Below are 21,503 nucleotides of genomic sequence, written 5' to 3'. Positions count from 1 at the left end.
CGCGACGGAGTCGCATATCGACACCGCCCCGCGCCCCTTCCAGGCCCCTTCGGGAGCCTGGATCTCCGACAGGTAACCGCCTGCTCGGATACTGACCCCGGTACCTGATACGGCCGGGGCAGACACCAAGGAGAAACACCATGCCGCGTCCCACCAAGGGTGCCCGTCTGGGCGGCAGCGCCGCGCACGAGAAGCTGCTCCTCGCCAACCTGGCGAAGTCGCTCTTCGAGCACGGCCGCATCACCACGACCGAGGCCAAGGCCCGCCGCCTGCGTCCGGTCGCCGAGCGCCTGATCACCAAGGCGAAGAAGGGCGACATCCACAACCGTCGCCTGGTGCTGCAGACGATCACCGACAAGGGCATCGTCCACACCCTCTTCACCGAGATCGCCCCGCGGTACTCGGAGCGTCCGGGTGGTTACACCCGTATCACCAAGATCGGCAACCGCCGTGGTGACAACGCGCCGATGGCCGTGATCGAGCTGGTCGAGGGCGAGATCGCCAAGAAGGCGACCGTCGCCGAGGCCGAGGCCGCGACCAAGCGCGCCGTCAAGGAGGCCGACGAGGCCAAGGGCGCCGAGGCGACCGAGGCCGAGGACGCCGCTCCGGCGGAGGAGTCGAAGGACGCGTAAGCGTTCCGCAGACCGACGGACGGGTCCGTTCCCCCTGGGGGACGGGCCCGTTCCGTTTTCCCGCCGCTCTGAGAGGATTCTGTTCGTGAGTGATGAGGTGGAGCCCGGCCTGGTCCGGGTGCGGCTGGACCTGAGCTATGACGGCAAGGACTTCTCCGGCTGGGCCAAGCAGCCCAGCGGCCGGCGGACCGTCCAGGGTGAGATCGAGAACGCGCTGCGGACGGTGACCCGGTCGTCCCGGACGTACGACCTCACCGTCGCCGGACGTACCGACGCGGGCGTCCACGCGCGCGGCCAGGTGGCCCACGTCGACCTGCCCGAGGAGGTCTGGGCCGAGCACCGCGAGAAGCTGCTGCGGCGGCTCGCGGGTCGACTGGCGCACGACGTGCGGATCTGGCGCGTCGCCGAGGCCCCCAGCGGCTTCAACGCGCGCTTCTCCGCGATCTGGCGGCGGTACGCCTACCGGGTGACCGACAACCCCGGCGGGGTCGACCCGCTGCTGCGCGGCCATGTGCTGTGGCACGACTGGGAGTTGGACGTCGAGGCGATGAACGCCGCCTCGGCCGCGCTGCTCGGCGAGCACGACTTCGCCGCGTACTGCAAGAAGCGCGAGGGCGCCACCACCATCCGCACCCTCCAGGAGCTCTCCTGGACGCGGGGCGAGGACGGCGTCGTCACCGCGACGGTCCGCGCCGACGCCTTCTGCCACAACATGGTGCGCTCGCTGGTGGGCGCGCTGCTGTACGTGGGGGACGGGCACCGGGGGGTGGAGTGGCCGGGCAAGGTGCTGGCCGCGGCCGTACGGGACTCGTCCGTGCACGTGGTCAAGCCGCACGGGCTGACCCTGGAGGAGGTCGGCTACCCCGCCGACGAACTCCTTGCCGCCCGCAGCCGCGAGGCCCGCAACATGCGGACGCTGCCGGGGAGCGGGCCGGGGGCGGGCTGCTGCTGAGGGGCCGCCCCCGGGCCCGGTGCGCCGGGGCTCAGACGGGCGGGGCCGCCGCCGCCTGGGCCTGCTGTTCGCCCCGGGCGACGATCTGGCGGAAGGTGAACTCGGCCAGGTCGTCGCCGGGGGCGAAGGCGTTCTTGTCGCCCTTGGTGACGCTTTTGCCGTTGGTGTAGCCGCTGATGCCGAAGTAGGCGTACCGGCCGTACGAGTTCGACGTGTTGCGGCAGACGGCGTGGCCGCCGTCGCAGAAGCCGGGGACCCCCGATCCCGCGAGCGGGGCGAGGCCGATGCCCGCCTGCTGCTTGGCGCGCTGCGCCTTGGCCTCGGTCTCGAAGGTGGCCACGCCGATCGTCACGGCGACGCCGTCCCGGACGTAGGTGGCCCGGATGACCTGGTCGCAGCCGTTGGAGGTGAGCACCGAGCCGAGCGAGCCGCGGGTGGCGGCGGCGCAGTCGGTGGTGCGGGCGGTGGCGCCCTTGGTGTAGGTGCGGTCGCCCATCTTCAGCGTCTTGCCCGGGAAGAGCGTGTCGGCGCTCAGCGGCGCCTTGTCCTTCTTGGCGCTGGATATGAAGTCGTGCGGGTTGGGCGGGGGCGGCGGCGCCACCGAGGAGAACGACGGCTGCGGCTCGGCGGTGCCGCTGGGCAGCGTCTGGGCGGAGGGCAGCTCGCTGGGGGACTTCCCGTCGGCGCCGTCCTTGGAGTCACCGGAGCTCACGATGGCCGTGGCGACGATCGCCACCACCGCCGCCGTGGCCAGCGCGCCACCGCCGATCAGCAGCCAGCGCTTCTTGCGGCCCCGCGCGGCGGCCTCGTCGGCGAGCGCCGCCCAGTCCGGTGTGCCGTTGTCCCCCGGGCCCCATGCGGGTCCCCCTTGCCCAAAGCTCATGGCGCGCATCTTAATTCGATTGTGAGCGCGAGTACGGGGTGGGCGACAATCCGCCCATGGGACATGTAGAAGCCGCACACCTGGAGTACTACCTGCCGGACGGGCGGGTCCTGCTCGCCGACGCGTCGTTCCGGGTGGGGGAGGGTGCGGTGGTGGCCCTGGTCGGGGCGAACGGCGCCGGGAAGACCACCCTGCTGCGGATGATCTCCGGCGAGCTCCAGCCGCACGGCGGGACCGTCTCCGTGGGCGGCGGGCTCGGTGTGATGCCGCAGTTCGTGGGCTCGGTGCGGGACGACACGACCGTACGGGACCTGCTGGTGTCGGTCGCGCAGCCGAGGATCCGGGCGGCGGCGAAGGCCGTGGACGAGGCCGAGCACCTGATCATGACGGTGGACGACGAGTCCGCGCAGATGCGGTACGCGCAGGCGCTCTCCGACTGGGCGGACGTGCGGGGGTACGAGGCCGAGACCCTGTGGGACGTCTGCACGATGGCCGCCCTCGGCGTCCCGTACGACAAGGCCCAGTTCCGCGAGGTGCGCACGCTCTCCGGCGGTGAGCAGAAGCGGCTCGTGCTGGAGGCGCTGCTGCGCGGCTCCGACGAGGTGCTGCTGCTCGACGAGCCGGACAACTATCTGGACGTACCCGGCAAGCGGTGGCTGGAGGACCAGCTGCGGGCCACGCGCAAGACGGTGCTGTTCATCTCGCACGACCGGGAGCTGCTCTCCCGGGCCGCCCAGAAGATCATCGCGGTGGAGCCCGGGGTCGACGGCTCCGACGTGTGGGTGCACGGCGGCGGCTTCGACACCTTCCACGCGGCCCGCAAGGAGCGGTTCGCCCGCTTCGAGGAGCTGAAGCGGCGCTGGGAGGAGAAGCACGCCCAGCTGAAGAAGCTGGTGGTCTCGCTGCGGCAGGCGGCCTCGGTCAGCCACGAGCTGGCCTCGCGGTACGCGGCGGCCCAGACGCGGCTGAAGAAGTTCGAGGAGGCCGGGCCGCCTCCGGAGCCGCCGCGCGAGCAGGAGATCACGATGCGGCTGCGCGGCGGCCGTACCGGTGTACGGGCCGTGACCTGCGAGAACCTTGAGCTGACCGGGCTGATGAAGCCGTTCTCGCTGGAGATCTTCTACGGCGAGCGGGTGGCGGTCCTGGGGTCGAACGGCTCGGGCAAGTCGCACTTCCTGCGCCTCCTCGCGGGGGATCCCTCGGTGGCGCACACGGGTCTGTGGAAGCTGGGGGCGCGGGTGGTGCCCGGCCACTTCGCGCAGACGCACGCGCACCCCGAGCTGCTCGGGCGCACGCTCGTCGACATCCTGTGGACGGAGCACGCCAAGGACCGGGGCGGGGCGATGTCGGTGCTGCGGCGGTACGAGCTGGAGCGGCAGGGGGACCAGGCGTTCGAGCGGCTCTCCGGCGGGCAGCAGGCGCGCTTCCAGATCCTCCTGCTGGAGCTGGCCGGGACCACGGCGCTGCTCCTGGACGAGCCGACGGACAACCTCGACCTGGAGTCGGCGGAGGCGCTCCAGGACGGGCTGGAGGCGTACGAGGGGACGGTGCTGGCCGTCACCCACGACCGCTGGTTCGCCCGCGCCTTCGACCGGTACCTGGTGTTCGGGTCGGACGGGGTGGTGCGCGAGAGCGCGGAGCCGGTGTGGGACGAGCGCCGGGTGGAGCGGGCTCGATAGGGGTCTTCCGGGGTGCTGCGCCCCCGGGCCCCCTGCGGTGCGCCACTTTCGCCCCCCACTCGGCCGCAGCCGGAGGACGGGCCGTACCGGGGGCGTTTTGACCGGCGCGGGGGAGCGTGGGTATTCTTCTGGTTCGTTATGCGTATTGGCTTGGTCGTTCTCACGCGAGGGGCCACTACGTAGGTTCTCTGGAGCAGTTACCAGTGGCTCGCATACGGGCAGCGTCCCCGGCATTGTGAGCCCAAGCTGCATGATCGCTTCAGGGTGCAATGTTTCTGGACCCCATCCACTGAAGAAGCGAAGGCTACGACCGTGCGTACGTACAGCCCCAAGCCCGGCGACATCACTCGCCAGTGGCACGTCATTGACGCCCAGGACGTCGTCCTGGGCCGTCTCGCGACGACCGCTGCGAACCTCCTCCGGGGCAAGCACAAGCCCGTCTATGCGCCCCACATGGACATGGGTGACTTCGTCATCATCATCAACGCCGACAAGGTTCACCTGTCCGGCAACAAGCGCGAGCAGAAGCTGGCCTACCGCCACTCCGGCTACCCGGGCGGTCTCCGCTCCGTGCGCTACGACGACCTCCTGGCGAACAACCCGGAGAAGGCCGTCGAGAAGGCCATCCGAGGCATGATCCCCAAGAACTCCCTGGGCCGTCAGATGCTCTCGAAGCTGAAGGTCTACTCGGGCGACCAGCACCCCCACGCTGCCCAGCAGCCGGTGCCGTTCGAGATCACCCAGGTCGCGCAGTAGTTCCGGCCACCACACCCCCTAAGACAGAAAAGAATCTGAGGAGCATCGTGGCCGAGACCACTGTCGAGACCCCCGTCGAGGGCGAAGAGACCTACGCGGAGGTCACCACCTTCGAGTCCGAGGTCCCCGTCGAGGGCGAGTACACCACCGAGTCCCTGGCGTCCCGCTTCGGCGACCCGCAGCCGGCCGCCGGCCTGGGCCGTCGCAAGAACGCCATCGCCCGCGTCCGGATCGTCCCGGGCACCGGCAAGTGGAAGATCAACGGGCGTACGCTCGAGGACTACTTCCCGAACAAGGTCCACCAGCAGGAAGTCAACGAGCCCTTCAAGGTGCTCGAGCTCGACAACCGCTACGACGTCATCGCCCGCATCTCGGGTGGCGGCGTGTCCGGCCAGGCCGGCGCCCTGCGCCTCGGCGTGGCCCGTGCGCTGAACGAGGCGGATGTCGAGAACAACCGCCCGGCGCTGAAGAAGGCCGGCTTCCTCTCCCGCGACGACCGTGCGGTCGAGCGCAAGAAGGCCGGTCTCAAGAAGGCCCGCAAGGCCCCGCAGTACAGCAAGCGCTAAACCGCGCCTGCCGCCTGTACGGCTCTCGTCCGCCCCGGCAGCACTCTTGGTGCTGCCGGGGCGGCGTTGTTTTTGACACCAGTGGTGGGCGCCCGGGTGCGGCGCCGGTGGATCTCAATGGAGGACAGCAGTGGGACGACTCTTCGGCACGGACGGTGTACGCGGCGTGGCCAACGCCGATCTGACGGCTGAGCTGGCGCTCGGCCTCTCGGTCGCGGCGGCTCACGTACTGGCCGAGGCGGGGACCTTCGCGGGCCATCGGCCCACCGCGGTGGTCGGGCGCGACCCCCGCGCCTCCGGGGAGTTCCTGGAGGCCGCGGTCGTCGCGGGCCTCGCCAGCGCCGGCGTCGACGTGCTGCGCGTCGGCGTGCTGCCGACCCCGGCCGTGGCGTATCTCACCGGCGCGCTCGGCGCGGACCTCGGTGTGATGCTCTCCGCCAGCCACAACGCCATGCCGGACAACGGCATCAAGTTCTTCGCGCGCGGCGGCCACAAGCTCGCCGACGAGCTGGAGGACCGGATCGAGCGCGTCTACGACCAGCACCGCACGGGCGAGCCGTGGCAGCGCCCGACCGGTGCGGGCGTGGGCCGGGTCCGCGCGTACAAGGAGGGCTTCGACAAGTACGTCGCCCACCTCATCGGCGTGCTGCCCAACCGCCTCGACGGTCTGAAGGTCGTCCTGGACGAGGCGCACGGCGCCGCCGCCCGGGTCTCGCCCGAGGCGTTCACCCGGGCCGGGGCCGAGGTCGTCACCATCGGCGCCGAGCCGGACGGGCTCAACATCAACGACGGCTGCGGCTCGACCCACCTGGACCTGCTGAAGGCCGCCGTCGTCGAGCACGGCGCCGACCTCGGCATCGCCCACGACGGCGACGCCGACCGCTGCCTGGCCGTGGACGCGCGGGGCAACGAGGTCGACGGCGACCAGATCCTCGCCGTGCTCGCGCTGGCCATGCGCGAGGCGGGCACCCTGCGCGGCGACGCGGTCGTCGGCACGGTGATGTCCAACCTCGGCTTCAAGATCGCCATGGAGCGCGAGGGCCTCCAGGTGGTCCAGACGGGCGTCGGCGACCGCTATGTGCTGGAGTCGATGAAGGAGCACGGCTACGCGCTGGGCGGCGAGCAGTCCGGCCACGTGATCATCCTCGACCACGCGACCACCGGCGACGGCACCCTCACCGGTCTGATGCTGGCGGCCCGGGTCGCCGCGACCGGCCGCACCCTGGCCGACCTCGCGGGCGTCATGGAGCGCCTGCCGCAGGTCCTGGTCAACGTGCCGGACGTCGACAAGTCCCGGGTGGCCACCTCGGCCGAGCTGACCTCCGCGGTCACCGAGGCCGAGCGCGAGCTGGGCTCCACCGGGCGCGTGCTGCTGCGCCCCTCGGGCACCGAGCCGCTGGTGCGCGTGATGGTCGAGGCCGCCGACATCGACCAGGCGCGGTCGGTGGCGGGCCGCCTGGCGGACGTGGTCAAGTCGGCCCTGGGCTAGGACCGGGCGCGTACCTTCGTACGCACGTACGCCCAACGAGCGGGCCCGCCGGGGGAGTTCCCGGCGGGCCCGCTCGTTCTTCTGTCTTCCGTCCCGGCGTCAGAGCTTGCGCAGGGACAGCTTCTGGACCTTGTGGTCGGGGCCTTTGCGGACGATGAGGGTGGCGCGCCCGCGGGTCGGGGCCACGTTCTCCACCAGGTTGGGCCGGTTGATGGTCCGCCAGGCGGTGCGCGCGTAGTCGAGCGCCTCCTCCTCGGAGACCTGCGTGTACTTGCGGAAGTACGAGGACGGGTCCTGGAACGCCGTCGCGCGCAGCTTGCGGAAACGGTTCAGGTACCAGGTCTCGATGTCCTCGGCCCGGGCGTCCACGTAGACGCTGAAGTCGAAGTAGTCGGCGAGACCGACCCGGGTGCGGCCGTCCTGGCCGGGCAGGGCGGGCTGGAGGACGTTGAGGCCCTCCACGATGAGGATGTCCGGGCGGCGCACGGTCAGCAGCTCGCCGGGCACCCGGTCGTAGATCAGGTGGGAGTAGACGGGCGCGGTGACCTCGTCCTTGCCCGCCTTGATGTCGGCGACGAACCGGGTCAGCGCGCGCCGGTCGTACGACTCGGGGAACCCCTTGCGCGACATCAGACCGCGCCGCTGGAGCTCGGCCATCGGATAGAGGAAGCCGTCGGTGGTGACCCGCTCCACGCGCGGGTGCTCGGGCCAGCGGGCCAGCATCGCCTGGAGCAGGCGGGCCACCGTGGACTTGCCGACGGCGACCGACCCGGCCACTCCTATGACGAACGGGGTGCCGCGCTGGGCGCTGTGGCCGTTGCCGGAGCCGCCCAGGAAGGTGTTGAGGGCGCCGCGCAGCTCGGAGGTGGCCTGCACGTACAGGTTGAGCAGCTGGGAGAGCGGCAGATAGACGTCCCGCACCTCGTCGAGGTCGATGACGTCACCGAGGCCGCGCAGCCGCTCCAGCTCCTCGGCGGTCAGCGGAAGGGGCGACTTGTCCCGCAGAGCGCTCCACTCGCTGCGGGTCAGGTCGACGTAGGGAGTCGAGTCCGCCCGGCGTTGGGCGCTGCGTGGCGGCGAAGTGATCACAGGCCCATTGTCGTGGCTGGCGGCCGGATGTGGGGGGTGGGGTGGGTCACGCGGCGCACCGCGGGGGCGGGCCGCGGGAGTGGGCCCGTTTCGCGGCCCGGCGGTCGTAGGCTGCCGCCATGTGCGGAATCGTCGGGTACGTGGGAGCGCAGTCAGCGCTCGATGTTGTCATCGCCGGGCTGAAGCGGCTCGAATACCGGGGCTACGACTCGGCGGGGGTCGCGGTCCTCGCCGACGGCGGGCTGGCCGCGGCCAAGAAGGCCGGCAAGCTCGTCAACCTGGAGAAGGCCCTGGTGGACCGGCCGCTGCCGAGCGGCTCCACCGGCATCGGGCACACCCGCTGGGCCACCCACGGCGGGCCGACGGACGCCAACGCCCACCCGCACCTCGACAACGCGGGCCGGGTCGCGGTCGTCCACAACGGGATCATCGAGAACTTCGCGGCGCTGCGGGCGGAGCTGGAGGAGCGCGGCCACGCGCTGGCCTCCGAGACGGACACCGAGGTCGTGGCGCACCTGCTGGCCGAGGCGTACTCCTCGACCGAGGACCTGGCCGAGGCGATGCGGCAGGTGTGCCGGCGGCTGGACGGGGCGTTCACGCTGGTCGCGGTGCACGCCGACGAGCCGGACGTGGTGGTCGGGGCGCGGCGGAACTCCCCGCTGGTGGTGGGCGTTGGAGAGGGTGAGTCCTTCCTCGCCTCGGACGTGGCCGCGTTCATCGCCCACACGCGGTCCGCGATCGAGCTGGGCCAGGACCAGGTCGTGGAGCTGCGGCGGGACGGTGTGTCGGTCACCGACTTCGACGGGGCTCCCGCACAGGTGCGGTCGTACCACGTGGACTGGGACGCGTCGGCCGCGGAGAAGGGGGGCTATGACTACTTCATGCTCAAGGAGATCGCCGAGCAGCCCAAGGCCGTGGCCGATACGCTGCTCGGCCGCATCGACGGCGCGGGTTCGCTGACCCTCGACGAGGTCCGCATCCCGGCGGCGGAGCTGCGCGAGGTCGACAAGGTCGTGATCGTCGCGTGCGGTACGGCGTACCACGCGGGCATGATCGCCAAGCTGGCGATCGAGCACTGGACGCGGATCCCGTGCGAGACCGAGCTGGCCAGCGAGTTCCGCTACCGCGACCCGATCCTCGACCGGCGCACGCTGGTGATCGCGATCTCGCAGTCCGGCGAGACCATGGACACCCTGATGGCGCTGCGGCACGCGCGCGAGCAGGGCGCGAAGGTGCTGGCCGTCTGCAACACCAACGGCTCGACCATCCCGCGCGAGTCGGACGCGGTCCTGTACACGCACGCGGGCCCCGAGGTCGCCGTCGCGTCCACCAAGGCGTTCCTGACCCAGCTGGTCGCCTGCTACCTGGTCGCGCTGTACCTGGGGCAGGTGCGCGGGACGAAGTGGGGCGACGAGATCCGGGCGGTGATCCGGGACCTGGCGTCGATCGCGCGCGACGTCGACCAGGTGCTGGAGACGATGGAGCCGGTGCGGGAGCTGGCGCGCTCGCTCGCGGCCAAGAACACCGTGCTGTTCCTGGGCCGCCACGTGGGCTATCCGGTGGCGCTGGAGGGCGCGCTCAAGCTCAAGGAGCTCGCCTATATGCACGCGGAGGGGTTCGCGGCGGGCGAGCTCAAGCACGGCCCGATCGCGCTGATCGAGCCGGATCTGCCGGTGGTGGTCGTGGTGCCGTCGCCGCGGGGCCGTTCGGTGCTGCACGACAAGATCGTGTCGAACATCCAGGAGATCAGGGCGCGAGGGGCGCGGACGATCGTGATCGCGGAGGTCGGCGACGAGGCGGTGGTGCCGTACGCGGACCATCTGATCCGCATCCCCGCCACGCCCACGCTGCTCCAGCCGCTGGTCGCCACGGTCCCGCTCCAGGTCTTCGCCTGCGAGCTGGCCACGGCGCGGGGCAACGAGGTGGACCAGCCGCGCAACCTCGCGAAGTCGGTCACGGTCGAATGATCATCGGAGTGGGTATCGACGTCGCCGAGGTCGAACGCTTCGGGGAGTCCCTGCGACGCACGCCGGGCCTCCTCGACCGCCTGTTCGTGGAGGACGAGCTGCTGCTGCCGAGCGGGGAGCGCCGCGGCACGGCGTCCCTGGCGGTCCGCTTCGCGGCGAAGGAGGCCCTGGCGAAGGCCCTGGGCGCCCCGGCCGGACTGCGCTGGACGGACGCGGAGGTGTACGTGGAGGAGAGCGGGCAGCCGCGGCTGCGGGTACGGGGGAGCGTGGCGGCCCGGGCGGAGGAGCTGGGGGTGCGGGGGTGGCATGTGTCGTTGAGCCATGACGCGGGGGTGGCGTCGGCGGTGGTGATTGCGGAGGGGTGAGGGGGGAGGGGGCGGTGTCTGGCCCGGGCTTTGTCTGCGGGTGAGTGGGGGCTGGCCGCGCAGTTCCCCGCGCCCCTGGGGGCTGTGCTTCTGCGGTGGGGAGGGGGCGGACCACGTAGGGGCGTGGGGAACTGCGCGCGCGACTGAAGCTGGCCGGCAGACAGACACGGGCCCCTGGGGGGCCACTTCACGCTTGGGCTGGGGGGGCAACCCCCTCAAGGGGCGCGGGGAACTGCGCGCTCAGTCCGAGCCGGCCCGCAGACAGGCACGGGCCTTCGGGGGCCCACTCCATTCCCGAGCCGGAGGCAACCCCCTCAGGGGCGCGGGGAACTGCGCGATCAACCCACCTCGACCCGCAGACAACCACCGGCCCCCGGGACCTCACCTCACCCCCACGCCCGAGCCGGAGGCAACCCGCAGACAACAACCACCGGCCCCACTGGCACCCCACCCCCGGATTGGGAAGGCTGGCCCCATGCGTATCGCCTACCGCGTCGAGACCGTCCGCGCCGCCGAGCAGGAGCTCATGGCCCGACTCCCCCCCGGCACCCTCATGCAGCGCGCCGCCGCCGGACTGGCCGCCGCCTGCGCGGGGATGCTGGGGCGGGTGTACGGCTCCCGTGTCGTCGTCCTCGCCGGGAGCGGCGACAACGGCGGGGACGCCCTGTACGCCGGAGCCCGGCTGGCCCGCCGCGGCGCGGGCGTCACCGCCGTGCTGCTCGCCCCCGACCGCGCCCACCCCGACGGCCTCGCCGCACTCCTGCGCGCCGGAGGCAGCGTCACCGACGACCCGTACGACGTACTCGCCACCGCCGACCTCGTCCTCGACGGCATCACCGGCATCGGCGGCCACGGCGGGCTGCGCCCCGACGCCGTCCCGATCGCCCGCGCCGCCCGGGGCTCCAACGCCCTCGTCGTCGCCGTCGACCTCCCCAGCGGGATCGAGGCGGACAGCGGGGAGGTCCTGGGGGAGGCGCTGCACGCGGACGCGACGGTCACGTTCGGCGCGTACAAGCCGGGGCTGCTGATCGACCCGGCGTACGCGTACACCGGTGCCGTGCGCCTCGTCGACATCGGCCTCGGACCGTACCTCCCCTCCGTCCCGGACTGCGAGGCGCTGCACCACGCCGACGTGGCGCAACTGCTGCCCGCGCCGACGGGTGAGAGCGACAAGTACCGGCGCGGCGTCGTCGGCATCGTCGCCGGGTCCGCGCGGTACCCCGGCGCGGCCGTGCTCGCGGTGGCGGGCGCGCTGCACGGCGGGGCGGGGGCCGTACGGTACGTCGGGCACGCCGCCGACGCCGTCATCGCCCGCTTCCCCGAGACGCTGGTCTCGGCGGGCCCCCCGGCCGGGGCGGGCCGCGTCCAGGCCTGGGTCGTCGGCCCCGGCCTCGGGGACGGCCCCGGGGTGGCGGACGTGCTGGCCTCGGACGTTCCGGTCCTGGTCGACGCGGACGGGCTGCGGGGTCTGGACGCGGCGGCGGTACGGGCGAGGACCGCGCCGACGCTGCTCACCCCGCACGCCGGGGAGGCGGCGGCGCTGCTCGGGGTGAGCCGGGCGGAGGTGGAGGGGGCGCGGCTGCGTTCCGTGCGCGCGCTGGCTGACCGGTACGGCGCGACCGTCCTCCTCAAGGGCTCGACCACCCTCGTCGCGGACCCGGACGGCCGCACCCCGGTCCGCGTCAACCCGACGGGAACGCCCTGGCTCGCCACGGCGGGCAGCGGCGACGTCCTCTCGGGCCTGGCGGGCTCGCTGCTGGCGGTGGGCCTGGAGGCCCGGGACGCGGCGTCGGCGGCGGCCTACCTCCACGGTTTGGCCGCACGCCGGGCGGCCCGGGGGGCTCCGGTACGGGCCTCGGAGGTGGCGGAGGCTGTGGCGGGGGCGTGGGGGGATGTGCGGGGCTGACTCCGGCCCGGCCTTTGTCCGAGGGGGTTGCCTCCGGCCGGGGCGTGAGGTGGGCCCCCGGGGGGCCGGTGTTCGTCTGCGGGCTGACTTGGGCCGGGCGCGCGGTTCCCCGCGCCCCTTGGGAGGTTGCCTCCGCTCGGCGGCGAGTGGGTTTCCTGGAGGCCGGTGTTTGTCTGCGGGCTGACTTGGGCCGGGCGCGCGGTTCCCCGCGCCCCTTGGGAGGTTGCCTCCGCTCGGCGGCGAGTGGGTCCCCTGGAGGCCCGTGTTTGTCTGCGGGGAACTGCGCGGGTAACCCATCACGGGCCGCAGCCGGGAAGCGGGCCCGGGGCGTAGCCCGTCAGGGGGTCCGGGGGCGTAGGCCCCGGGAAGCACACCTCCGCCCGCCCCGCCCCCGCCCCCGGAGGGTTCGGGGAAGGGGCGGGGCGGGGGAAACACACCCCGCCCACCCGCGCGCCACCCCCACCCCTCACCCCCCACCCGCTTCCCTGACCCCATGACCCCACAACGACCCCCCGCCCCCGGCCCCACTCCAGCTCCCGCTCGCCCCAGACGCACCCGCACCCCCCTCCACCTCACCCTCGCCCTCACCGCCGCCCTCACCCTCTGCGGCGCCGCCTACCCCATCCCCCCGCGCCCCGGCCCCGCCGCCGCCCCCGCCGCCCCGGCCCCCGCCGCGCCCGCCCCCGAGACCACCACCCCCGAGACCGCCCTCGACGCCCTCGTCCCCGGCGTGCCCCGTGACCCGGGGCAGCCCGCATACCTCATGGACACCCCGGACCAGGCGCTCCCGCCGCTCGTGTACGAGCCCAGTGCCGCCGAGGAGGCCGTCGAGCCCACCGCGCCGGGGGCGGGGGTGGAGCGGATCGTCGAGTACGTGCCCGTCCAGGAGGTCGGCGTTGCCGCGTGCAGCCGGCGGGCCGGGCCGTATCAGCGGCAGGTCGAGCGGTGGCTGAAGCTGGCCGTCGACGGGAAGCAGTCCGCCGCCGACTGCGCCGCGATCCGCCGCTTCCAGACCACCCACGGCATCCGCCCGGACAACGGCTTCGCCGGGCCCGCCACCTGGGGCACCATGCGGCTGCTGGCCGCCCGGGCCCACCCGAACGCCGCCGGGCGCTGCCCGGCCCTCAAGGCCCGGACCGCCTGCGTCGACCTCGATCGGCAGATCATGTGGGTGCAGAGGGGAGGGAAGGGCAAGGGGAAGGGAGACGTCCTCTTCGGGCCCGTCGCCGTGCGCAGCGGACGGCCCGGCTTCGCCACCCGTACCGGCACCTACCCCGTCTACTGGCGCCACAAGAACCACTGGTCCACCATCTACCACGCCCCCATGCCGTACGCGCAGTTCTTCAGCGGAGGGCAGGCGTTCCACGCCATCTACGACAACATCTACTCCACCGTCGGCTCCCGCGGATGCGTCAACCTGACGTACTCGGACGCCAAGCGGCTGTGGGGCGTGCTGCGCAAGGGTGACCCGGTCCACATCTGGGGCCACAGGCCCGGCGCCTGAGGAGGGGGCGCAGCTCTGAGAGACTGGGCGCGATGACCGTGATGACGCAGACCGTGCACACCCGAGCCCGCGCCGAGATCGATCTGGCCGCCCTGCGCGCCAACGTCCGTGCGCTGCGCGCCCGTACCCCCGGCGCGCAGCTCATGGCCGTCGTGAAGGCGGACGCGTACGGGCACGGCGCGCTGCCCTGCGCCCGGGCCGCGATCGAGGCGGGCGCCGCCTGGGTCGGCACCGCCACCCCGCAGGAGGCGCTCGCGCTGCGGGCGGCCGGGATCGGCGGGCGGATGCTGTGCTGGCTGTGGACGCCCGGCGGGCCCTGGCGCGAGGCGGTCGAGGCCGACATCGACGTGTCGGTGAGCGGGATGTGGGCCCTGCGGGAGGTCACCGAGGCCGCCCGCGCGGCCGGGCGCGTCGCCCGGATCCAGCTCAAGGCCGACACCGGGCTCGGGCGCAACGGCTGCCAGCCCGCCGACTGGCCCGAGCTCGTCCGGGAGGCTCTGGCCGCCCCCGAGGTCCGCGTCACCGGCCTCTGGTCGCACTTCGCCTGCGCCGACGAGCCCGGCCACCCCTCGATCGCCGCCCAGCTCACCCTCTTCCGCGAGCTGGTCGCGTACGCCGAGAAGGCGGGGATCGAGCCCGAGGTGCGGCACATCGCCAACTCCCCGGCGACCCTCACCCTGCCGGAGTCCCACTTCGACCTGGTACGGACCGGTATCGCCATGTACGGCATCAGCCCGGCGCCCGAGCTCGGCGCCCCGGGCGACTTCGGGCTGCGGCCGGTGATGACGCTCGCCGCGTCCGTGGCGCTGGCCAAGCAGGTCCCGGCGGGGCACGGCGTCAGTTACGGACACCACTACGTCACCCAGGAGGAGACCAACCTCGCGCTGGTCCCGCTCGGGTACGCCGACGGCATTCCGCGGCACGCCTCCGGGCGCGGCCCCGTGCTGCTCGGCGGGAAGGTGCGGACGGTGGCGGGGCGGGTCGCCATGGACCAGTTCGTGGTCGACCTCGACGGGGACAGCGTGGAGCCGGGCGCGGAGGCGGTCCTGTTCGGTCCCGGGGACCGGGGCGAGCCGAGCGCCGAGGACTGGGCGCGGGCGGCGGACACCATCGCGTACGAGATCGTCACGCGGATCGGTTCGCGGGTACCCCGCGTCTATCTGAACGAGGGCGACGAGAGTACGGACAGCTGAACCCCCGGCGGCCGGATCCGCGGGGGCGGCCACGGGGACCTGGACCACAAGGAGCGGCACGGTGAGCGAGACCAGCACGGGGGACGCGGTGCGGGCGGCCGCGGGCAGCTGGCGCCGGGCGGGTCTGGCCGGCGCGGCGATAGGCGTGGTGGCGGCGGGGGCCGCGGCCGGGGTCGCGGTGGAGCGGCTCACCGTCGGGCGCGGGATGCGCAAGAAGGCGCGTCTGGCGCTGGACGCGACGGGGCCGTACGGCGCGCTGCGCGGTACACCGGGGCGCGCCTACGCCGACGACGGCACCGCGCTCTACTACGAGGTCGACGAGGCCGAGCCGTCCGCCACGGCCCACGGGGCGCGCAAGCGGCGGCTGTTCGGGCGCAAGGCGCCCGCGCCCGTCACCGTCGTCTTCTCGCACGGCTTCTGTCTGAGCCAGGACGCCTGGCACTTCCAGCGGGCCGCGCTGCGCGGGGTCGTCCGGACCGTCCACTGGGACCAGCGCAGCCACGGCCGCTCGGCGCGCGGCGAGGGTCAGACACAGGGCAGGCCCGTCACCATCGACCAGCTGGGCCGGGACCTCAAGGCGGTCCTGGACGCGGCGGCTCCCGAGGGGCCGCTGGTGCTCGTGGGGCACTCGATGGGCGGGATGACGGTGATGGCGCTCGCCGACCAGTACCCGGAGCTGATCCGCGACCGGGTCGTCGGGGCCGCCTTCGTCGGCACCTCCTCCGGCCGGCTGGGCGAGGTCAGCTACGGCCTGCCGGTGGCGGGGGTCACCATGGTGCGCCGGGTCCTGCCGGGGGTGCTCAGGGCGCTCGGTTCGCAGGCGGAGCTGGTGGAGCGGGGGCGGCGGGCCACGGCCGACCTCTTCGCCGGGATGATCAAGCGGTACTCGTTCTCCTCCCGGGACGTGGACCCGGCGGTGGCCCGGTTCGCGGAGCGGATGATCGAGGGGACGCCGATCGACGTGGTGGCGGAGTTCTACCCGGCCTTCGACGACCACGACAAGGAGGCGGCGCTCCAGGTCTTCGCCGAGGTGCCCGCGCTCGTCCTGGCCGGCGACCGCGACCTGGTCACGCCCAGCTCGCACAGCGAGTCCATCGCGGACCTGCTGCCCGACGCCGAGCTGGTCATCGTGCCCGACGGCGGGCACCTGGTGATGCTGGAGCACCCCGAGACGGTCACCGACCGGCTGGCGGACCTCCTGGTGCGCGTCGGCGCGGTGCCGGAGGCGACTAACGTTGGCACGTATGGAAGCACCGCACACCCAGGCCAGTGAGGCCATGACCCGGCTCACCCTCGACTCGCCCGCCGAGATGCAGGAGTTGGGCCGCCGTATCGCGAAACTGCTCCGTCCCGGCGACCTCGTCCTGCTGACCGGCGAGCTCGGCGCGGGCAAGACGACGCTGGCGCGCGGCCTGGGCGAGGGCCTGGGCGTGCGCGGCGCGGTGACCTCCCCGACCTTCGTGATCGCCCGCGTCCACCCCTCGCTGACCGGCGGTCCGGCCCTGGTGCACGTGGACGCGTACCGGCTCGGGGGCGGTCTGGACGAGATGGAGGACCTCGACCTCGACGTCTCGCTGCCCGACTCCGTGGTCGTCGTGGAGTGGGGCGACGGCAAGGTGGAGGAGCTCTCCGACGACCGGCTGCACGTGGTCATCGACCGGGTGGTCGGCGAGACGGACGACGACCGGCGGGTGGTGACCGTGACGGGTCTGGGTACCCGGTGGTCGGGCGCCGGGATCGACGCCCTGTAGCCGTCCGCGGAGGGGCGGGACGCGCGGGAGACGTACGTTCCGACAAGGGACGTACGTTCCGACAAGCCGTCGGCAAAATGTTGCGCGGGTCCCGCCGACCGTGGTCACATGGGGGGAGAGACCTGGTTAGGTCTACCTAACCACGCCTTCTCCAGGAGCCGGGAGGCCGCCATGACCGTGTCGGAGCGCCAAGCGCAGCCGCGGCGCACGCAGGGTGTGTCCATGAACGATCTGCTGGCCTCCTGCGCGGCGGCGAGCGCCGTCTCGACGCCGCCACGGCGGACGGAGACGGACGCGGCCGAGCCGCCCGAGGCGGCGGAACCGGCCGAGAAGAGCGGCGCGCGGCGCGACGCCGCCTGACCCGTATCACTCGTGCGGGTGTTTCTCGCGGTACGTCAGCGGTAGGTCAGGGGTACGCCAGGGGTGGGTCAGCAGGCCCCGCCGACGCGCCCTACGGCACTACGACGATCTTCGAGCCGATCGTGGCGAACGTCCACAGCGCGTTGCCGTCCTCGCGCTTCATCCGGATGCCGCCGGTGCGCTTGCCCGGGGCGGGGCTGGCCAGCTTGCCGTCGACGGCCGCGCTGAAGCCGATGGTCACGGAGTCCACGGTGGCGAACCGCACCACGTGCTCGATCGGCACGCCGTCCGAGCCGGGGACGGAGGCGGCGCGCGAGGTCACCGCGTAGTTGCCCGGCTTGGGGCTGACCGTCGACGGCATGACCTCGAAGGTCTTGGGCGGCAGGCCCTTGAGGGTCTTGGTGCCCACCAGCCAGACGCGCTTGGCGCCCAGCGAGTAGACGACGCGCGGCCCGACGCCCGAGTTCGGCGGCAGCGCCGCCGGGTTCTTCGCGGGCGTCTTCCCCTTCGGCGTCGCCGTGGACGCGCTCGGGGCGGGCGAGACGGTGGTGCCGGGAGCCGCCAGATCGGCCTTGGAGGGGGCGTTCGCCGACGCCTGATAGGCGAGGAAGCCGACCACCGCGAGTGCCGCCGCGGTGAGCCCGGCCACAAATCCCGAGCTGCTCCTTGCCACCTGGCTCGCCCCTTTCGTCCGTACCGGCCGCAAGACGTACAAGCCTGCGGTCATATCTGCGGCTGACGGTAGCAGCCGGTGGCGGCGGGGGCGGGACGCCGTGCCCCCGGCGCCGTGGCCGTAGGCTGTTCGCGTGCTCTTGCTCGCCGTTGATACCGCCACTCCCGCCGTGACCGTCGCCCTGCACGACGGCACCGACGTCGTCGCCGAGACCAGCCGGGTGGACGCCCGCCGCCACGGGGAACTGCTGCTGCCCGCCGTCCACCAGGTGCTCGCGGAGGCCGGGCTCACGCTCGACGCCGTGACGGACCTGGTCGTCGGCGTCGGCCCCGGCCCCTACACCGGACTGCGCGTCGGCCTGGTGACGGCCGCGACCTTCGGCTCCGTGCTCGGCGTGCCGGTCCACGGCCTGTGCACGCTCGACGGCCTCGCCTACGCCTCCGGTATCGAGGAGCCGTTCGTGGTGGCCACCGACGCGCGCCGCAAGGAGGTCTACTGGGCCCGCTACGAGGACTTCCGCACCCGCGCGGGCGAGCCGTCCGTGGACCGCCCCGCCGACATCGCCGAGCAGGTCGCCGGGGTGCCGGCGGTCGGCGCCGGCGCGCTGCTCTACCCCGAGGTGTTCCCGGACGCGCGCGGCCCCGAGCACCAGTCGGCGGCGGCGCTCGCGTCGCTGGCCGCCGAGCGGCTCGCGGCGGGCGAGGCGTTCCTGCCGCCCACACCGCTGTATCTGCGCCGCCCGGACGCCCAGGTGCCCAAGAACTACAAGGTGGTCACCCCGCGGTGAGCGTGGTGCTCCGCGAGATGCGCTGGTGGGACATAGAACCGGTGCTCGCGCTCGAACACGACCTGTTCCCCGAGGACGCCTGGTCGGCGGGGATGTTCTGGTCGGAGCTCGCGCACGCCAGGGGGCCGGGCGCCACCCGCCGCTACGTGGTCGCCGAGGACGCCTCGGGCCGGCTGGTCGGCTACGCGGGCCTCGCGGCCGCCGGCGGCCTCGGTGACGTCCAGACCATCGCCGCGGCCCGCGACCAGTGGGGCACGGGCCTGGGCGCCCGGCTCCTGACCGACCTGCTCAAGCACGCCACCGCCTTCGAGTGCGACGAGGTCCTGCTCGAAGTGCGGGTCGACAACACACGGGCCCAGAAGCTGTACGAGCGCTTCGGCTTCGAACCCATCGGATTCCGGCGGGGCTACTACCAGCCGGGCAACGTGGACGCGCTCGTGATGCGCCTGATCGTCCAGGAACACGACCGAGAAACAGAAGAGACTGAGTGATGGCTGACGAACCGCTGGTACTCGGCATCGAGACCTCCTGCGACGAGACGGGCGTCGGCATCGTGCGCGGCACGACGCTGCTCGCCGACGCCGTCGCGTCCAGCGTGGACACCCACGCCCGGTACGGCGGTGTGGTGCCCGAGATCGCCTCGCGCGCGCACCTGGAGGCGATGGTCCCCACCATCGAACGCGCCCTGAAGACCGCCGGGATCTCCGCCCGGGACCTCGACGGCATCGCGGTGACGGCCGGCCCCGGCCTCGCGGGCGCGCTGCTCGTCGGCGTCTCGGCCGCCAAGGCCTACGCGTACGCCCTGAACAAGCCGCTGTACGGGGTGAACCACCTGGCCTCGCACATCTGCGTGGACCAGCTGGAGCACGGGCCGCTGCCCGAGCCCACGATGGCGCTGCTGGTCAGCGGCGGCCACTCCTCGCTGCTGCTGGCGCCCGACATCACCGCGGACGTGCGCCCCATGGGCGCGACGATCGACGACGCGGCGGGCGAAGCCTTCGACAAGATCGCGCGCGTGCTCGACCTGGGCTTCCCCGGCGGTCCGGTCATCGACCGGCTCGCCAAGGAGGGCGACCCGGCGGCGATCGCGTTCCCGCGCGGCCTGAGCGGCTCGCGCGACCCGGCGTACGACTTCTCCTTCTCGGGGCTGAAGACGGCCGTGGCCCGCTGGATCGAGGCCAAGCGCAACGCGGGCGAGGAGGTGCCGGTCCGGGACGTGGCCGCCTCCTTCCAGGAGGCCGTGGTCGACGTCCTGACCCGCAAGGCGGTCCGGGCCTGCAAGGACGAGGGCGTGGACCATCTGATGATCGGCGGCGGCGTCGCGGCCAACTCGCGGCTGCGCGCGCTCGCCCAGGAGCGGTGCGAGAAGGCCGGCATCCGGCTGCGGGTGCCGCGCCCCGGGCTGTGCACCGACAACGGCGCGATGGTGGCGGCGCTCGGCGCCGAGATGGTGGCGCGCAACCGGCCCGCGTCGGACCTCGACCTGTCGGCGGACTCCTCGCTGCCGGTGACGGACCCTCATGTGCCGGGCACCCAGGGCCACGGGCACGCGCACGACCACGACCACGTGCACGAGGTCAGCAAGGAGAACCTGTACCCGTGACGGTCGCCCTGATGTGGGAGGCGCGGGCGGCCGAGGGCCGGGGCGGGGAGCTCCTCGCCTGGGCCCGGGCGCAGACCCTGCCGTACGCGCCGGTGCGCCGCGAGGTCTTCGCGGCGCCGCAGGACCGGGTGCTCGTGATCACCTGGTGGGACGCGGCGTACGACGCGGAGCTGCCCGAACTGCCGGAACCGGCCGGGGAGTTGGTGACCAGGGCGGTCCACCGCTGGCGCTTCGAGTCACTCGGCGTGGAACCTCCGGCCTGAATTCCGCATCGATCTGTACGCAGAGGGCGTATCGGTCGGCAGTGCGGACGGTTGGTTCACAGTGGGTAAGAAGAGCGTGGCGGCGGCGGTTCTGGTCCTGTCCGGGGTGCTGTCGGCCACCGGCTGCTCCTCGTCGGACGGCGGCTCCGGGGCCGCCGCGCGGAAGAGCGGCGGTACGTCCGCCAGGCCCTCCGCGCCGGCCTCCGCCCCCGCCCCGGGCGCCCAGGACGGGGTGGCGAGCGCGGCCGCGTACCGCAAGTGGGGTCTCAAGCCCCTGCCCGAGGCGCCCGCGCCGCCCGCGCGCAAGCCGGTGCGGGCGAAGCCGGGCGAGGTTCCGGTGATCAGCGACATCCCCACCAAGGAGAAGGTCGTCTTCGTGACGTTCGACGACGGGGCCGAGAAGGACCCCAGGTTCGTCGACATGATGCGGGACCTCAAGGTCCCCTTCACGATGTTCCTCACCGACGCGGCCATCAGCGCGGACAAGGGCTACTTCAAACCGCTCCAGCAGCTCGGCAACGCGATCCAGAACCACACCCTGACCCACCCCAACCTGCGCACCGAGTCCGGCGCACGGCAGCAGCACGAGATATGCGGCCAGCAGGAGAAGCTGGCCAGGGAGTACGGCAGGGCGCCCCGGCTCTTCCGGCCGCCGTACGGCAACTGGAACGAGGGCACGCGCGCGGCGGCCAAGGCGTGCGGCGTCCAGGCGATCGTGCTGTGGCGCGAGTCGATGCAGATCCAGAACATGCAGTACCAGCGGGGCGACAAGAAGCTGCACCCCGGCGACGTGATCCTGGCCCACTTCCGCGGCAGGAGCGAGCTCAAGGGCCACACGATGACCGAGATGACGGCGAACATGCTCCGCCACATACAGGAGCAGGGCTTCGCCGTGGCCCGCCTGGAGGACTACGTCTGAGCCCGGCCGCGCGGCCCCGGAAGGCACCCCGGCGGGCGCCGCGGGAGACTCCGGAAAAAACTTCCGGGAAAAATCCCGGGCCGTGTCGAATCCGGCTCCGGCCGTTCGACGTAGGGGTGAGAGGCGGGGAACGGCCCCGCAGCCACCCTCCGGGCCACGGTCCGGA

The 21,503-nt window shown here is 73.0% G+C and carries 22 protein-coding genes; 19 read left to right on the top strand and 3 right to left on the bottom strand.

The window, feature by feature from the left end:
• The first annotated feature begins 140 nt into the window (after positions 1-140).
• Both rplQ and truA read left to right on the top strand, forming a co-directional pair.
• Positions 141-632, top strand: coding sequence for a 50S ribosomal protein L17 (gene rplQ, locus AC069K_RS27045; protein WP_358836283.1), 492 nt, complete (start codon positions 141-143; stop codon positions 630-632).
• 85 nt (positions 633-717) lie between these two features.
• On the top strand, positions 718-1,584 hold the full coding sequence (gene truA / locus AC069K_RS27040; RefSeq protein ID WP_358836282.1) for a tRNA pseudouridine(38-40) synthase TruA: 867 nt from the start codon (positions 718-720) through the stop codon (positions 1,582-1,584).
• 31 nt (positions 1,585-1,615) lie between these two features.
• On the opposite strand, the gene AC069K_RS27035 is transcribed toward truA, so the two are convergent.
• Positions 1,616-2,467 (bottom strand): hypothetical protein, encoded by an 852-nt coding sequence (locus AC069K_RS27035; protein ID WP_358836281.1) that lies wholly within the window; start codon positions 2,465-2,467, stop codon positions 1,616-1,618.
• A 56-nt stretch (positions 2,468-2,523) separates the two neighbouring features.
• On the opposite strand from AC069K_RS27035, the gene AC069K_RS27030 reads away from it, so the two are divergent.
• The 4 genes from AC069K_RS27030 to glmM all read left to right on the top strand — a co-directional run bounded on the left by AC069K_RS27030 (position 2,524) and on the right by glmM (position 6,957).
• Positions 2,524-4,146: an ABC-F family ATP-binding cassette domain-containing protein gene (locus tag AC069K_RS27030; RefSeq protein WP_365105694.1), complete on the top strand. Its 1,623-nt coding sequence runs from the start codon at positions 2,524-2,526 to the stop codon at positions 4,144-4,146.
• Positions 4,147-4,458: 312 nt separating this feature from the next.
• Positions 4,459-4,902, top strand: coding sequence for a 50S ribosomal protein L13 (gene rplM, locus AC069K_RS27025; protein ID WP_101389615.1), 444 nt, complete (start codon positions 4,459-4,461; stop codon positions 4,900-4,902).
• A gap of 47 nt (positions 4,903-4,949) precedes the next feature.
• Positions 4,950-5,468, top strand: a complete 519-nt coding sequence (rpsI, locus tag AC069K_RS27020) for a 30S ribosomal protein S9 (RefSeq protein ID WP_358836279.1) — start codon at positions 4,950-4,952, stop codon at positions 5,466-5,468.
• Between the two features lie 130 nt (positions 5,469-5,598).
• Entirely contained in the window at positions 5,599-6,957 is a 1,359-nt protein-coding gene (glmM, locus tag AC069K_RS27015; protein ID WP_358836278.1) for a phosphoglucosamine mutase, read from the top strand.
• 99 nt (positions 6,958-7,056) lie between these two features.
• Here glmM and coaA read toward each other — a convergent pair whose 3' ends face one another.
• Entirely contained in the window at positions 7,057-8,046 is a 990-nt protein-coding gene (gene coaA, locus AC069K_RS27010; protein ID WP_358832962.1) for a type I pantothenate kinase, read from the bottom strand.
• Between the two features lie 119 nt (positions 8,047-8,165).
• Here coaA and glmS point away from each other — a divergent pair, with 119 nt between their 5' ends.
• The 8 genes from glmS (at position 8,166) to AC069K_RS26970 (ending at position 17,092) form a co-directional block, all read left to right on the top strand.
• Positions 8,166-10,013, top strand: coding sequence for a glutamine--fructose-6-phosphate transaminase (isomerizing) (gene glmS, locus AC069K_RS27005; protein WP_358832961.1), 1,848 nt, complete (start codon positions 8,166-8,168; stop codon positions 10,011-10,013).
• The gene (locus AC069K_RS27000) at positions 10,010-10,378 is read left to right on the top strand and encodes a holo-ACP synthase (protein ID WP_358832960.1); all 369 of its coding nucleotides are present in this window, start codon (positions 10,010-10,012) and stop codon (positions 10,376-10,378) included. The genes glmS and AC069K_RS27000 overlap by 4 nt, the downstream gene beginning before the upstream one ends.
• 475 nt (positions 10,379-10,853) lie before the next feature.
• Positions 10,854-12,284, top strand: coding sequence for an NAD(P)H-hydrate dehydratase (locus AC069K_RS26995; RefSeq protein ID WP_478620709.1), 1,431 nt, complete (start codon positions 10,854-10,856; stop codon positions 12,282-12,284).
• 493 nt (positions 12,285-12,777) lie between these two features.
• Positions 12,778-13,788: a L,D-transpeptidase family protein gene (locus AC069K_RS26990; protein ID WP_478620707.1), complete on the top strand. Its 1,011-nt coding sequence runs from the start codon at positions 12,778-12,780 to the stop codon at positions 13,786-13,788.
• Between the two features lie 41 nt (positions 13,789-13,829).
• Positions 13,830-14,981 carry an alanine racemase gene (gene alr, locus AC069K_RS26985; protein WP_478620757.1) on the top strand — a complete coding sequence of 384 codons (1,152 nt, stop codon included), beginning with the start codon at positions 13,830-13,832 and terminating at the stop codon, positions 14,979-14,981.
• Between the two features lie 61 nt (positions 14,982-15,042).
• On the top strand, positions 15,043-16,254 hold the full coding sequence (locus tag AC069K_RS26980; RefSeq protein ID WP_478620705.1) for an alpha/beta fold hydrolase: 1,212 nt from the start codon (positions 15,043-15,045) through the stop codon (positions 16,252-16,254).
• Positions 16,226-16,732, top strand: a complete 507-nt coding sequence (gene tsaE / locus AC069K_RS26975; RefSeq protein ID WP_358834215.1) for a tRNA (adenosine(37)-N6)-threonylcarbamoyltransferase complex ATPase subunit type 1 TsaE — start codon at positions 16,226-16,228, stop codon at positions 16,730-16,732. Before AC069K_RS26980 ends, tsaE begins: the two co-directional genes overlap by 29 nt.
• A 222-nt stretch (positions 16,733-16,954) precedes the next feature.
• The gene (locus AC069K_RS26970) at positions 16,955-17,092 is read left to right on the top strand and encodes a hypothetical protein (protein ID WP_365105675.1); all 138 of its coding nucleotides are present in this window, start codon (positions 16,955-16,957) and stop codon (positions 17,090-17,092) included.
• A gap of 91 nt (positions 17,093-17,183) precedes the next feature.
• On the opposite strand, the gene AC069K_RS26965 is transcribed toward AC069K_RS26970, so the two are convergent.
• On the bottom strand, positions 17,184-17,765 hold the full coding sequence (locus AC069K_RS26965) for a hypothetical protein (protein WP_478620702.1): 582 nt from the start codon (positions 17,763-17,765) through the stop codon (positions 17,184-17,186).
• A gap of 133 nt (positions 17,766-17,898) precedes the next feature.
• On the opposite strand from AC069K_RS26965, the gene tsaB reads away from it, so the two are divergent.
• The 5 genes from tsaB to AC069K_RS26940 all read left to right on the top strand — a co-directional run bounded on the left by tsaB (position 17,899) and on the right by AC069K_RS26940 (position 21,337).
• Positions 17,899-18,552, top strand: a complete 654-nt coding sequence (gene tsaB / locus AC069K_RS26960; RefSeq protein ID WP_478620700.1) for a tRNA (adenosine(37)-N6)-threonylcarbamoyltransferase complex dimerization subunit type 1 TsaB — start codon at positions 17,899-17,901, stop codon at positions 18,550-18,552.
• A gap of 17 nt (positions 18,553-18,569) precedes the next feature.
• The gene (rimI, locus tag AC069K_RS26955) at positions 18,570-19,043 is read left to right on the top strand and encodes a ribosomal protein S18-alanine N-acetyltransferase (protein ID WP_365105745.1); all 474 of its coding nucleotides are present in this window, start codon (positions 18,570-18,572) and stop codon (positions 19,041-19,043) included.
• Positions 19,043-20,155 (top strand): tRNA (adenosine(37)-N6)-threonylcarbamoyltransferase complex transferase subunit TsaD, encoded by a 1,113-nt coding sequence (gene tsaD, locus AC069K_RS26950; RefSeq protein ID WP_478620698.1) that lies wholly within the window; start codon positions 19,043-19,045, stop codon positions 20,153-20,155. The genes rimI and tsaD overlap by 1 nt, the downstream gene beginning before the upstream one ends.
• On the top strand, positions 20,152-20,418 hold the full coding sequence (locus tag AC069K_RS26945) for a hypothetical protein (protein ID WP_478620696.1): 267 nt from the start codon (positions 20,152-20,154) through the stop codon (positions 20,416-20,418). The genes tsaD and AC069K_RS26945 overlap by 4 nt, the downstream gene beginning before the upstream one ends.
• Positions 20,419-20,479: 61 nt before the next feature.
• A complete protein-coding gene (locus AC069K_RS26940; protein ID WP_478620694.1) occupies positions 20,480-21,337 on the top strand; it encodes a polysaccharide deacetylase family protein in 858 nt (285 codons plus the stop codon).
• The last annotated feature ends 166 nt before the right edge of the window (positions 21,338-21,503 follow it).

This window comes from Streptomyces sp. NPDC043908 (assembly GCF_056435525.1).
Note: the sequence above shows the minus strand (reverse complement) of the source record. Positions and strands in the feature narration are given on the sequence as shown.